The organism is Cryobacterium sp. 10I1, assembly GCF_035019805.1.
Lineage (GTDB): Bacteria > Actinomycetota > Actinomycetes > Actinomycetales > Microbacteriaceae > Cryobacterium > Cryobacterium glucosi.
In genome coordinates this window covers 1-12,580 of record NZ_JASJVF010000087.1, presented here as the reverse complement: position 1 = coordinate 12,580, position 12,580 = coordinate 1, and the positions used below count along the sequence as shown (strand labels likewise).

General features: G+C 68.1%; 11 protein-coding genes. 2 read left to right on the top strand and 9 right to left on the bottom strand.

Going from position 1 to position 12,580, the window contains the following annotated elements:
* Nucleotides 1-45: 45 nt before the first annotated feature.
* The gene (locus QN345_RS09565; protein WP_323508604.1) at nt 46-291 is read right to left on the bottom strand and encodes a hypothetical protein; all 246 of its coding nucleotides are present in this window, start codon (nt 289-291) and stop codon (nt 46-48) included.
* A gap of 178 nt (nt 292-469) precedes the next feature.
* Between QN345_RS09565 and QN345_RS09560 the strand changes: the two genes are divergently transcribed.
* Entirely contained in the window at nt 470-2,413 is a 1,944-nt protein-coding gene (locus QN345_RS09560) for a DUF2207 family protein (protein ID WP_322135339.1), read from the top strand.
* Between the two features lie 141 nt (nt 2,414-2,554).
* On the top strand, nt 2,555-3,577 hold the full coding sequence (locus QN345_RS09555) for a diacylglycerol/lipid kinase family protein (RefSeq protein ID WP_322188238.1): 1,023 nt from the start codon (nt 2,555-2,557) through the stop codon (nt 3,575-3,577).
* A gap of 3 nt (nt 3,578-3,580) precedes the next feature.
* Here the strand turns inward: QN345_RS09555 and QN345_RS09550 are convergent, their stop codons facing one another.
* The 8 genes from QN345_RS09550 to QN345_RS09515 form a co-directional block, all read right to left on the bottom strand.
* Nucleotides 3,581-4,750 carry an ABC transporter ATP-binding protein gene (locus tag QN345_RS09550; RefSeq protein ID WP_322135337.1) on the bottom strand — a complete coding sequence of 390 codons (1,170 nt, stop codon included), beginning with the start codon at nt 4,748-4,750 and terminating at the stop codon, nt 3,581-3,583.
* Nucleotides 4,747-5,592 carry an ABC transporter permease gene (locus QN345_RS09545; protein WP_241975406.1) on the bottom strand — a complete coding sequence of 282 codons (846 nt, stop codon included), beginning with the start codon at nt 5,590-5,592 and terminating at the stop codon, nt 4,747-4,749. The genes QN345_RS09550 and QN345_RS09545 overlap by 4 nt, the downstream gene beginning before the upstream one ends.
* Nucleotides 5,589-6,389 carry an ABC transporter permease gene (locus QN345_RS09540; RefSeq protein WP_370294624.1) on the bottom strand — a complete coding sequence of 267 codons (801 nt, stop codon included), beginning with the start codon at nt 6,387-6,389 and terminating at the stop codon, nt 5,589-5,591. Before QN345_RS09540 ends, QN345_RS09545 begins: the two co-directional genes overlap by 4 nt.
* Before the next feature lie 49 nt (nt 6,390-6,438).
* The gene (locus QN345_RS09535) at nt 6,439-7,569 is read right to left on the bottom strand and encodes an ABC transporter substrate-binding protein (RefSeq protein ID WP_322135336.1); all 1,131 of its coding nucleotides are present in this window, start codon (nt 7,567-7,569) and stop codon (nt 6,439-6,441) included.
* Nucleotides 7,570-7,746: 177 nt separating this feature from the next.
* On the bottom strand, nt 7,747-8,970 hold the full coding sequence (locus tag QN345_RS09530; protein ID WP_134561471.1) for an ABC transporter permease: 1,224 nt from the start codon (nt 8,968-8,970) through the stop codon (nt 7,747-7,749).
* Between the two features lie 3 nt (nt 8,971-8,973).
* Complete coding sequence (locus QN345_RS09525; RefSeq protein WP_134446017.1) at nt 8,974-9,909, bottom strand: ABC transporter ATP-binding protein; 936 nt, start codon at nt 9,907-9,909, stop codon at nt 8,974-8,976.
* Between the two features lie 165 nt (nt 9,910-10,074).
* The gene (locus QN345_RS09520; protein WP_322140926.1) at nt 10,075-11,607 is read right to left on the bottom strand and encodes an MDR family MFS transporter; all 1,533 of its coding nucleotides are present in this window, start codon (nt 11,605-11,607) and stop codon (nt 10,075-10,077) included.
* Between the two features lie 127 nt (nt 11,608-11,734).
* Nucleotides 11,735-12,046, bottom strand: a complete 312-nt coding sequence (locus QN345_RS09515) for a hypothetical protein (protein WP_134445961.1) — start codon at nt 12,044-12,046, stop codon at nt 11,735-11,737.
* Between the last annotated feature and the right edge of the window lie 534 nt (nt 12,047-12,580).

The window sequence follows — 12,580 nt, the reverse complement described above, 5'->3', positions numbered from 1 at the left end:
CCTCCCGGCGGAGCTGCGGTTCCCAGACGTGCGGCACGGGCACGGTCACGAGGTCCGGCGGGGTGTAATCGGCCGGCCGCATCCGATGGGCACGTCGATCAGACTTTGCCGCAGCCGCGGCACCCGGCGGATGCGGTCGGCGAGCACGCCGAGGGCCACCTCTGTGTCGAGGCCCGCACGAGTATCGAGAAACAGCACCGCTCCGACCTGCATGGGCGAGGATCCTCGTTCGGTGGCGAGCGACATCAGATCGTCCGCACTGACCCGATCGATGGGTGGCAGGGTGGGCATAGCGCCACGCTATACCCGCGGGGTCCGCAGCCCGAGCCGGATCAACGCGATTCCCGTCCAGACGGACCAGGCCCACATCAGCACGCCGAGGATGTCGGGCACTATCCAGTGGAGCGATGGCGGCCCTGACAATACGGGCGCGGGCGAGGCGTTCCCGAACCGCCCGTAGGCTGGCGGGATGGCCGACTCCAGCTCCAGCCCAGCGCACAACGCAGGCCCACCGGCGCCGGCGGCACCACAGGCATCCGGTTTCGTCGCCGTATTCGGCCGGCGCCTGGAACGCCTCGATCGTTGGGCGGATGCGATCGGCATCGGTCGCAAGCGGCTGATCCTCCGCGCGGTGTGCCTGCTCATCACCCTGGCCGGGCTGGCCATGCTGCTCGGCAAGGACCTCACCCCGCCCGACACCCTCGACGAGTACCTGCACCCGGCCAAGACCTCCGCAGACGAGTTCCTGATCCGCAACCTCTCCGTCGACTACACGCTCGACGCAGACGCGCAGGGCCACTCGCGGGCGAGCGTGCTTGAGACCGTCGACGGAATCTTCGGCTCCGACTCCACGGCTACCGGCATCACCCGCTACCTGGTCGCCGAGAGCCGCGGCCATACCGTACACACCACGGTGACCTCGGTGACGGATGCCGGGGGCACCGCCGTTCCGTTCACGGTCACCCGCAGCGGCGACACCTGGAAGATCTCCACCGACACCGGCGCACGACTCGTCGGCGACCACCGATTCCTGATCCGTTACGTGCAGACCGAGCTGACCGATCATGTCCAGGACGCCCAGAACACCGCGTTCGAAGACAGCCTGAACTGGAGCGTGACGGGCGAACGCTGGTTGCAGGGAATAGGCGGCGTCGACGTGACCGTGCGCATGGACACAGCGCTCGCGGCGCACTTGGCCGGAGAACCGAGCTGGGGCGTCGCCTGGGCCATCCTGGGCAGCACCGCCTCATTCGACCGGGTCGCCGACGACGATCCCCTCGCCCAGCCCGGGCAGGCGGTCTTCCACAACCGGGTGTTGTCCACGCTGCCGCCGTTCGGCACGGTCTGGGTGGAATTCCACTTCGCCGACGGCACTTTCATGCCCTCCGACCGCTCGCTACTCGAGTGGATGCGCCTGCTCGCGCCGTTCCTGCCGATCCTGGTGGGCGTCGGGCTGCTCCTGCTCGGGCTCCTCGCCCGGGCCACGGTGTGGCGGAATGCCTCCGGTCGCGGCATCGTCATCGCCGAGAGCACGCCCCAGGCGGGCGTCGACCTCATGCTCGCCTCTCACATCCTGGGCCGGAGCCGCCGGTCGATCGTGGCTTCCCTGCTCGACCTCGCCGTGCGCGGCAACGTGCGACTGCTCCGGGTGAGCCCCGTGACCGACGGCAGGGTCGACGGCGGCAACGACGGCGCAAACTCCCCCGCCGGCCGGCACTGGTACGAGTTCGAATACGTGAATGAGGCGACCCTGACCGACGCCGACAAGGACCTGCTCAACGCCGTCTTCGGCGACGCCCGCATCATCAGCACGAAGAGACGTCCCGCCAAACGCTCGATGCGACCCGTTCGCCTCGACGTGCGCGGCGGCCTGCTGCGACCGGCATTCCGGCAACTGAGCCTGCGCGGCTGGCGCCGGTCCCTCGCGGAGGGCTACCGGCGGGTGCCGAACGGTTTCGTCAGGGACCTGCTGACCTGGGGCGTCATCGCGACGACCGCCCTGCAATGGGGTCTCTCCCGCCAGCTCGCCTACGACGGCATCGAATCGCAGGCCTGGTTGCTGTTCTGGGTGAGCGCGGCGAGCGCCGCCGTCACCTTCAGCGCCTTCACGCTCGCCGTGACCCGCTACCCTCTGACCCGGAAGGGCGCCCTCGCCCGGGAGCACCTGCTCGGCCTGCGGGAGTACATCCGGGTCGCCGAGCAGCTCCGGATCAACTTCCTGCAGAGCCCGTCCGGCGCGCTGTACACGCAACGCAAGGCCACGGTCGAGGTCGCCGAGCTCAACGATCCGCTGCTCGCCTACGCCGTGCTGTTCGGCCTGGAGCGTGGCTGGCGACGCGAGCTCGACCTCGCGTCGGCCGGAGCGCTGCCCCGTGGCTGGTGGCTCCCGCGGGACCTTGACCGCACCCCCTGAACAGAGAGGCTCAGGGAATTCTGGCCGATCGGCGTGACAATTCCGCCGAAGAACCGTCTTACAGGTGACGGATGTCGCACGACGGTGACCGCCGAGCCTGCGGGGCGCTAGGCTTCCCGCACAGAACCCGGAGGACACCCCATGACAAACACAGAGCTGACGGATCCCGACGCGACCGGAAACGGAACCGCCCCGGACGCCCGGACCCGCCTGGCCGCGGTCGTCTACAACCCGATCAAGGTCGACCTCCCCGCGCTCAAGGCCTCCGTCGCGACCGAAGAGTCCGCCGCGGGCTGGCCGGAGACGCTCTGGTTCGAGACCTCGGAAGACGACCCGGGACAGGGCGCGGCCCGGCAGGCGATCGAGGCGGGCGCATCCGTCATCATCGTGGCGGGCGGCGACGGCACCGTGCGCGCGGTCGCCGAGGTCGTGCACGGCACCGATCGCGCGCTCGTCCTGGTGCCCTCTGGCACCGGGAACCTGCTCGCCCGCAACCTCAAACTCGCCCTCGACGATGCCGCAGGGTCGATCCGCTCGGCGTTCACCGGGACCGACCGCCCCATCGACGTGGGCATGATCGACATCCGGCGCGCCGACGGCACGGTCGACCGGCACGCCTACCTGGTCATGGCCGGTCTCGGCCTCGATGCCAAGATGCTCGCCAACACCGACGACGACCTCAAGGCGAAGGTCGGCTGGCTGGCCTACGTGAAGGCCCTCGTCGCCGTGGGGCAGGACCGGAACGACCTGCACTTCCGGTACAGCCTTGACAAACAGCCCGCGCAGTCCATGCGGGCCCACACGATCATGGTCGGCAATTGCGGCTTGCTTCCTGCCGAGATCGTGTTGCTGCCCGACGCGGTCGTCGACGACGGGCACTTCGACATCGTCGTGCTCAAGCCGAAGGGAGTGCTCGGCTGGGTGCAGATCGTCTCCAAGGTGATCTGGGAGAACGGGGTGCTCAGCCGCACCCCACTCGGGCGCCGGTTGAGGACGAAGGACGTCGACGCCCTCAACTACGCGACCGGAACCGAGCTCGTCCTGCGCCTGCACCGGCCGGAAGAGATCGAGCTCGACGGCGACGAATTCGGGTCGGCCATCGCGTTCAAGACCTGGATCTCCCCGGGCGGCCTCACCGTGCGCGTGCCCGCCCCGGCTGCGTAGCCATTACGGCCGGGATCCGGCCTGCACCGGGTTCGCGGCCGCTGCGACGGAGACCGGAGCGCCGGTGAAGCGCACCCGCACGGCGTCGCCGGGAGCGGGGTGCACGCGCACGCCGTGCTGCACCGAGACCTCGGCGCCGTCGGCGAACCGCACCCGGGTGCGGCGAAGCGACCCGTGGAAGCTGGAAGCGGTGACGACGCCCTCCACCCCGTCCGCGGCGAGCTCGAGGTCTTCCGGCCGCACCGCGACGAGTACGGTCCCGTCCGCCTGTGACGGGTCGAGAAGGGGCAACCGGGTTCCGTACAGCTCCGCGAATCCGTTGCGCACCATTCCCGTCAGCTGGTTGCTCAGGCCGACGAAATCGGCGATGAACGGCGAGACCGGCCGGGAGTAGAGGTCTTCGGGGGTACCGACCTGCTCGATCCGGCCGTCGCGCATGACTGCGACCCGGTCGGCGATCGCGAGCGCCTCATCCTGATCGTGCGTCACGAACAGGGTCGTGATGCCCAGCTCGGTCTGGATCCGCCGGATCTCCTCGCGCAGGGTCACCCGCACCTTGGCGTCGAGAGCGGAGAGCGGCTCGTCGAGCAGGAGCACCCGTGGTTCGGTGACCAGGGCGCGGGCCAGTGCGACCCGCTGCTGCTGACCGCCGGACAGCTGGTGGGCGAACCTGTCGTAGTGGTCCGCAAGGCCGACGAGGGCGAGGGCGTCCCCGGCTCGACGCCGGCGAGCCGCGGCGGCGACCCCGCGCATCCGCAGCCCGAATTCGACGTTCTCGCCCGCGCTCAGATGCGGGAACAGGGAGTAGGCCTGAAAGACCATGCCCATGTCGCGCCGGCTCGTCGGGAGGGTGGACACGTCGACTCCGTCGACCAGGATGATGCCGGCATCCGTCGATTCGAGACCGGCGAGCGCCCGGAGTGCCGTGGTCTTGCCGCTTCCGCTCGGGCCGAGAAGCGCCACGAACTCGCCGGCGTGCAGGGTGAGGTCGAATCCGGCGAGGGCTCGGTGTCCCCCGAAATCCTTGGTGACGCCCGAGAATTCGACGACGGCTCCGTGGCGGTGCGTGGCTGCGCTCGACGACACCTCCGTCTGAGCAGCCTGACCGGAGGGAGCCGGCGCGGTGCTCCCGGTCGGCGTGTCCAGCGGGGTGTTGCTCGTGTTGCGGGTCATTGCCTGCCTCCGATGGGGCGGTGTCGTGGCGAGCGGGTGCGTTCGGCGCCCAGGCGGCCGATGAGAAGGAGCAGCAGGAACGCGAGGATCAGCGAAAGCAGGGACAGGATCACGGCCGTGTACGGGTCGGCCTTGCTGACCACGACGAGCGCGGTCTGCAGGTTCACCCGGCTCAGCAGCGACGCGATGGTGAATTCGCCGAGGACCACGGCGACCGCGATGAATGCGCCGGCCAGCAGGCCACGGCGCAGGTTGGGCAGAAGCACGCGGAACAGCACGCTCCCCCAGCCTGCTCCCAGGGTGCGGGCCGCCTCGCTCAGCGTGCGCACGTCAACGGCATCGAGGTTGGCCTGGATCGCCCGGTAGGCGTACGGCAGCACGATGATGCCGTATGCCAGGGACAGCGTCCAGACTCCGCTGCCGGCGAGCCGGGAGAGCACCGAGTAGACCGGCGCCAGTCCGACGACGAGGACGATCGCCGGGATGCTGATCGGCAGGATGCAGACGAATTCCAGCAGGCGTCGCAGCCGGGGAAAACGGATGTGCACCAGCAGCATCGTAGGCACGAGCAGCAGGAGCACGATCAGCACCGTTCCGACGGCCAGGCCGACCGAATTGCCGACGGCAACGAGCACCTGGCGGTACGGCCCGGTGAGACCGCCCTGGAACAGCGCGCTCCAGCGGGAGAAATCGTGGCCACCGGCCAGTCCCTTGCGGAGGGTGAACTCGACCATGGCCACGAACGGAATGACGAAGAGGAAACCGATCACACCCAGGATCAGGGCGCGCACGGCGCGCGAAGGAGCGTGCGCTACGCCCTCCCGCACGATCGGGCCGGTCACCGCTGCCACCGTGCGGCCCTCGATTGCAGGGCCGAATAGCCGGCCATGACGACCACCATCACCACGACCATCCCGAGGGCGAGCGCACCGGCCAGGTTCTCCCGGCCGAGCACCGTCTCGCTGGTCAGCGCCGACCGGATCTGCAGCGGCACGATCTGGGAGCCCTGGCTCGTGAGCGCCGCAGCGGTCGCATACGACGAGAACGCGTTCGCGAACAGCAAGAGGAGGCTGCCGAGGAAGGAGGGCGCGAGAACCGGGCCGGCGATCCTCAGCCAGTAGGAGGCGGTGCTCCCGCCCAGGGTGGCGTTGGCCTCGGCCCAGGTCGGTTTGAGGGCCTGGAGAGCGGGCATGAACGTGATGATCATCAGCGGCACCTGGAAGTAGAGGTAGGGCAGCACCAGCCCGGGCAATTCATAGAGCCAGACACCGCCCGCGAAGATGTCCAGGCCGAAGGTGTCGCGCAGGATGAGCGTGACCATGCCCTGGATGCCGATGGTGGCGACGAACGCGAAGGCCAGCATCACGCCGCCGAATTGGGCGAGGACTCCGCTGAGCGAATCGACCACCGTGCGGAGGGCCCCGTCCGGACGTGCGCCGAGCAGCCCGTAACACGCGATCGCGCCGACCAACGCGCCAAGCACCGCGGTGAGGGCGGACAACCACAGGGAATTGGCGAACGCGTTGAGCACCACGGGGTTACCGAGTGCCGCGACCGTCGCCAGGGTGAACGAGCCGGACTTGTCGAAGAATCCGGTACCGACGGCGATCAGCGTCGGCAGGGCGAGAAAGAGGAGCACGTAGACCGCGAACGGCAGCAGCCCGAAGGCTGCTGCCGTTGTGCGGGTGCTACTGGACAGCGGCGGCCCAGGTCGCGCCGAGCAGGGTAGCCGCGGCTGCGCTCTGCTCTTTGGTCGGGACCACGGTCTCCGTGGGGGCCGTCGGAAGGGCGCCCAACAGTGCCGCGTCGATGGTGCCCGCGGCCGTCATCGCTTCGGCACGCGCAGGGCGTGCACCACCGGCGAGCCAGAGGTTCTGGCCTTCGTCGCTGTAGAGGAACTCCTGCCACAGCCGGGCTGCGGCGGGGTGCGGGGCGTCCTTGCTCACGGCCTGGTTGTAGTACCCGGCGTAGCCGGTGCCCGGGAACACGACGACCTTCCAGTTGCGCTGACCGGCGAGCTTGGTGCCGTAGCCGACATTGAGGTAGTCCCAGTCGAAGACGACAGGGGTCTCGCCGGAAGCGATCGTGGCCGGGGTCGGGTCGATCTTGACGAAGTTGCCCGCGGCGTTGAGCTTGGCGAAGAAGTCGATTCCGGGCTGGAAGTTGTCGACGGTGCCACCGTTCTGCACGGTCGCCATCCCGACGGCGGCGAACGCGGCCCCGGCCTGGGTCGGGTCGCCGTTGATGGCGACCTTGCCCTTGTAGGCTGCGCCGAGCAGGTCGCTCAGCTGCGTCGGCGCCGGGACGGCGTCGGGGTCATAGCCGACGGCCAGGTATCCGCCGTAGTCGCCGGTGTAGAGCCCGGTGGCTTCCTTGAGGGCGTCGGGGATATCGGCCCAGGTGGCCACCTTGTACGGGGCGAACCGGTCGGTACTGGACAGGGCTACGGCCAGGCCCAGGTCGAAGACGTCTGGCGCGGTGTCCTGCCCCTTCAGAGTGTCCGCCGCCTGGATTTCCTCGGCGCTCGAGCCGTCCGGGGAGGCTTCGTTGATCGTGATCTCGGGGTACTTCTTCGAGAACGCGTCGAGCACGGCGCCGTAGTTCGCCCAGTCACGAGGGAGGGCGATGACGTTGAGATTGCCTTCCGCCTTGGCTGCGTTCTCGAGGGCCGGCAGGTCGCCGAATGCGCTCAGGCTGGTGGCTGTTGCGGCATCGGTGGTGGCGGTTCCGCTCGCGGCCGTGCCGGAGCATCCGGTGAGGCCGATCGCAAGCACGGCCGTGGCAGCCAGGGATGTGATCAGGGTGCGTGGGGTGATCAATTTTCCTCCGTCTGACCAGCAGCGAGAGGCCGCACACGCATCGGCGAGCGCAGTTCGTTGCCGCGGTGCTGGTCACCGAGAGACTAAAAGTCGTTCTTGACGGGACGGCGAAACGTTCCTGAACAGCTCATGAATGCTCGGCGCCACGTTTCCCTCCGCACGGAACGACTCCCGCGCTCACCGCCGCGAGCGCGCGAACACGGTACGCAGCGAGACCCGCTTGGTGTATTCGACCGAGCCGTAGCGGAACAGCTGCACCGCGAGCCGGAGCACGATTCCGCCGAGCAGGAAGAGTTCCGCGATGACGATGCCGGACTCCAGGGGGCTCAGCGAGCCCAGTCCGTTCCGGAGCATCGCCGTCACCGGCGCGGAATACGGGAAGAACGTGAAGAGCTGCACGATCAGCGCGTGCGGATCGGACACCACGAGCGACACCGCGTAGAGGGGCACGAAAACGAGCGCCATCACGATGCCGAAGACCTGGCTGGCCTCCTTGGCGGTGGGCATGATCGCCCCGGCTGCGACGAGGGTGCCCATGAACAGGGTGAACCCACCGATCAGGAGCAGGGCGCCGACGACCATCTGGCCGGGGTTGACGATGAGCTGGGAGAGGTCGACGTCGGGCAGGCTCAGCGAGGTGCGGAAGAACAGGTAGCCGACCAGCACCGGCAGGATGAACACGAGCATCTGCACGATCCCGATGATGAACAGGGAGATGATCTTGCCCATGATCAGGGTCGTCGGGTTGAGGGTGGTCAGGATCATCTCGGTGACCCGGTTCTCCTTCTCCTCGAGGGTGCTCGTGAGCATCTGGTTGCCCAGCATCACGATCACGACGTAGAAGATCAGCAGGAAGAGCAGGGGGGCGACGGCACCGAGGATTCCGCCGGAGACCGCGCCGTCCTTATAGGTGATCGCATCGACCTGGAAGGAGCCCCGCGCCAGCCCGGTCAACGTCTGGTCGCCGATCTTCGCCTGGGCGCTGGCGACCATCAACTGGGTCGCCACCGAGGAGTACTTGCCGTTGTCGAAGATGCCGACGTCGGCGCCGTAGACCGTGGTGGCCTCCTTCGTCGGTTCGGCCGGGTAGGAGAAGTAGGCCGCCGATGCGCCCGACTTCACGTCCGCGATCGCCTGGTCGGGGTCGGCGGCGAGGGTGCCCCCGAACGCGGTGGCGATGGCCGGGTCGATGTAACCGGATGCGTCGCTGTAGGTGAACCGGAGGGTCGCGTCCTTCTGCGAGTCGACCTTGCTCTCCGTGGAGGTGTTGGACAGCACGATGAGCGCGATCACGATGCCGATCACCACTGGCACGAGCAGGGTCGTGAGCCAGAACTGCTTCTTCTTGAGCGTGCGGGTCACTTCGAAGGAGACGACGGTGCCGAGATTGTGCCGAGCCATGGTCTACTCCCCCGCCGTTCCGTTACGTTCACCGGCAGTAGCGCCGGCGTTCTGGTCGCCGGGGTTCTGATCACCGGTGTTCTGGTCACCATAGACGGCGACGAAAATGTCGTCGAGGGAAGGACGACCGGCGGTGAACTCGCGAACGGTCACCCCCGCATCCATCAGTTCGCGCAGGATGACGGCCTCGTCGATCGGGCCGGTCACGGTCAGTTCGGCGTAGCTGCTCTCGCGCCGGGTGACCGTGTAGTGCGGAGAGTCGGGGATCTCGCCGGAGTAGCGGACCCGGACCACGGTTCCGCCGTACTGGTCCTGCACGTCTTCGACGGTGCCGTATGCCTCGGCCTCACCGTTCTTCAGGAGCACGATCCGGTCGCAGAGGCGCTCGACCTCTTCCATCTGGTGGGTGACCATCAGCACGGTGGCGCCGGCGCGTTTCTGGTCTTCGATGATGTCCATCAGAAGTTTGCGGTTGACCGGGTCGAAGCCCTTGGTCGGCTCGTCGAGGATGAGCAGCTCCGGGTCGTTCATGATCGTGACGCCGAGCTGCACCTTCTGCTGCTGGCCGCCCGACAGTTTGTCGAGCCGCACCTTCGCCTTATCGGCCAGCGCGACCCGTTCGAGATACTGCAGCGACCAGGAGTGCGCGTTCGATCGGCTGAGTCCCTTGAGGCGCCCGAAATAGGTCATCACGTCGATGACGGATTCCTTCTTGTACAGGCCGCGTTCCTCGGGCAGGTAGCCGAGGGTGGCGCCGTCCTCGGGGCTGAACGGCTTCCCGTTGATGTGCAGCAGACCGGCGGTGGGCTGGTAGATCCCGAGCAGCGCGCGGATGGTGGTGGTCTTGCCGGATCCGTTGGACCCGAGGAACCCGAAGGTCTCGCCCCGGTTGATGTCGAAGGACAGGTCGCGGATCACGGTGGTGCGGCCGAAGTCCATCCGGAAGTTGCTGATGTGCACGAGCGGCTCAGTTTCCGACCGCGAGTCCTTCCGCGGAACAGCCTGCTGATCGGGCTTATCAAGTGAAGAAAGAAGTGAAGACGCCATGCCGAAGATCCCCCCAGTTTCGTTACCACGACGTTACACCGGAGGGGCCTGCGCGCGTCAGTGGCCGTGCGCTCCGGCCGGTGCGTCGGCATCCGCGCCCTCGACCGCCGGCGTGCGGCGGATGAAGAACGCCGCCGGGATCGCGAACAGCGAGATCACGGCGCCGCAGAGGAAGGCCGCGTGGATCCCTGCGCTCGTTGCGGTCACTGCGGTCACACCGGTGGCCAGCTGCGACGCGGCGACGGAGGCCATCACCGTCACGAACAGGGCGGTGCCGAACGCGCCGGCGAGTTGCTGAATTGTGCCAACCATGGCGCTGCCGTGCGAGTAGAGCTCGGGGCGCACAGCCGCCAGCCCCGCGGTGAACAGCGGAGTGAAGAGCAGGGCGAGGCCGAGACTCAGGGTCACGTGCGCAGCGACGACCATCCAGGGCGCGCTGTGCTCGTTCAGCAGGGTCATCCCCCAGAACACCGCGCTCACGATCACCGAGCCAGTGACGAGGAGCCGGGTGGGGCCCGACCGGTCGTAGAGCCGTCCCACGAGCGGCGCGAGCAGGCCCATCACGAGCCCCCCGGGCAGCAGCATCAGCCCGGTGGTGAGCGTGTCGAGGCCGAGCACGGTCTGAATGTAGATCGGCAGCAGGATGATGGTGCCGAACAGGGCCATCATGCTGATCGCCATCATCACGATCGCGAACGTGAAGGTGCGCGAGCGGAAGGTGCGCAGGTCGAGCAGGGCGCGGTTGCGCTTCTGCAGGGACAGCTGACGCAGGATGAACGCCGTGAGGCCGAGCGCGCCGACCGCGAGCGGCAACCAGCCGGACACCGAACCGATGCCGCCGCCCGCAGCGCCCAGGTTGCTCAGCCCGTAGACGAGCCCACCGAAGCCGAGCGCGGAGAGGATCACCGAGAGCACGTCGATCGGGGTCTTGGTCGGCGTCGTGACGTTCTTCATCAGGATGCCGCCGACGACGAGCGCGGTCAGCGCGATGGGCAGCACGAGGATGAACATCCAGCGCCAGTCGAGCACGCTCAGGATCGCCCCGGAAATCGTCGGGCCGATCGCCGGTGCGACCGAGATCACGATGGAGATGTTGCCCATCATCCGGCCGAGGTGCGCCGCCGGAACGAGCGTCATCACGGTCGTGAGCAGCAGCGGGAACATGATCGCCGTTCCGGTCGCCTGCACCACCCGGGCGACGAGCAGCACGGTGAACCCGGGTGCGAGCGCTGCGATGAGCGTTCCGGTGCTGAACAGGGTCATCGCCGCGATGAACACCGGCCGCGTGTTGTAGCGCTGCAGCAGGAACCCCGTGATCGGGATGACCACGGCCATCGTGAGCATGAACGCGCTCGTGAGCCACTGGGCTGCGCTCGCAGAGATGCTGAGGTCTTCCATCAGTCGCGGCAGCGCCACGCCCATGATCGTCTCGTTCAGGATCACGACGAAGGTGGAGATGAGGAGCAGGGTGATGACGAGGCGGTTGCGCACGCCGAGGGCAGCCTCGGCCGCGGATGCCGCGGCATCCGCCCCCGGTGAACCGTGGTTCGTGTTCTCGTGTGTGGTGGTGGCGGTGGCGATTTCAGCCATGTGAAGGTCCCGTCGAGAAGTGCGGTCAAGATGGTGGGGCGGTGCAGCTATTCAAACTCAAACCACTGACACCGCCCGATTGTTCCGGTGAAGCGAAACTCCGTGGGACGGAATTCCGCTTCACCGGTCACCGATAGGGCGTGGTCATCCGGTAGCGCAGCAGGTCCGCATGCTGGCGCTCGAGAGCCCGCTCGCGTTCCTCGCGGACGAGGCGGACGGCCTCCCAGTCGACGGCGGCGACCGGGCGCTGCACGCGCGGCCGACGTCCCCACCGGATCAGGGCGACGCCGAGGTGCAGCGCCAGGCGATCGATGCGGCCGAGGGGACGCAGGTTGCGGTCAGCGGATGCGCGTTCGGATCCGGAGTGCGGGTCCGGTTCGGGCTGCGGGTGCAGCGGGTGGTCGTGGCGACCGGCAGTGGTCGACAGCGTTGTGGTCATGAGAGTGAGCCTCACTGTGGCGGTGCCCAGAACGGATGCGGAGGCATCCGTCGAGTGCACCGGCGGGGCCGCCGAGGCGGCGCAAAAAGGGACGTCGCCAGGAGTGCGACGTCAGGGAACGGGAGTGATCCCGGGGCGCGGAAAACGCTGGCTGCGTGCGGACATCGAGGGCGTCGCCACCGCAGAACCGGTGACGGAAACTCGCGCCGGTCAGGCGGTGAAGACGCCGACGAGGCCGACGGCGAGGCAGTTCACTGCGGAAATCTTGGACTGAATCATGGGACGGCTCCTCTCGTCGGGTGGCGTAGCTGCCACGGTACCCGTCGCCCCCACGATCGCGCAAGGGAATCGAGCAAGGTGCCCTGAAACAGCGGCTCCGACCTCGGCGGATTCGCCCGTTGGCCCCTCCCTCACAGGGGCACCGCCTCGGCGACGGCACGATCACGGATGCTGCCCTCGGCCCGGTCGCTCATGACGTCCACCCGCACGCCGAGAAGGTGTTCAAGATCGAGGACCAGGCCCGCCGCATCGAGG

Coding starts and splice junctions, on each gene's coding strand:
- QN345_RS09565 (WP_323508604.1), bottom strand. CDS start 291: ATGCCCACCCTGCCACCCATCGATCGGGTCAGTGCGGACGATCTGATG.
- QN345_RS09560 (WP_322135339.1), top strand. CDS start 470: ATGGCCGACTCCAGCTCCAGCCCAGCGCACAACGCAGGCCCACCGGCG.
- QN345_RS09555 (WP_322188238.1), top strand. CDS start 2,555: ATGACAAACACAGAGCTGACGGATCCCGACGCGACCGGAAACGGAACC.
- QN345_RS09550 (WP_322135337.1), bottom strand. CDS start 4,750: ATGACCCGCAACACGAGCAACACCCCGCTGGACACGCCGACCGGGAGC.
- QN345_RS09530 (WP_134561471.1), bottom strand. CDS start 8,970: ATGGCTCGGCACAATCTCGGCACCGTCGTCTCCTTCGAAGTGACCCGC.
- QN345_RS09525 (WP_134446017.1), bottom strand. CDS start 9,909: ATGGACTTCGGCCGCACCACCGTGATCCGCGACCTGTCCTTCGACATC.
- QN345_RS09520 (WP_322140926.1), bottom strand. CDS start 11,607: ATGGCTGAAATCGCCACCGCCACCACCACACACGAGAACACGAACCAC.
- QN345_RS09515 (WP_134445961.1), bottom strand. CDS start 12,046: ATGACCACAACGCTGTCGACCACTGCCGGTCGCCACGACCACCCGCTG.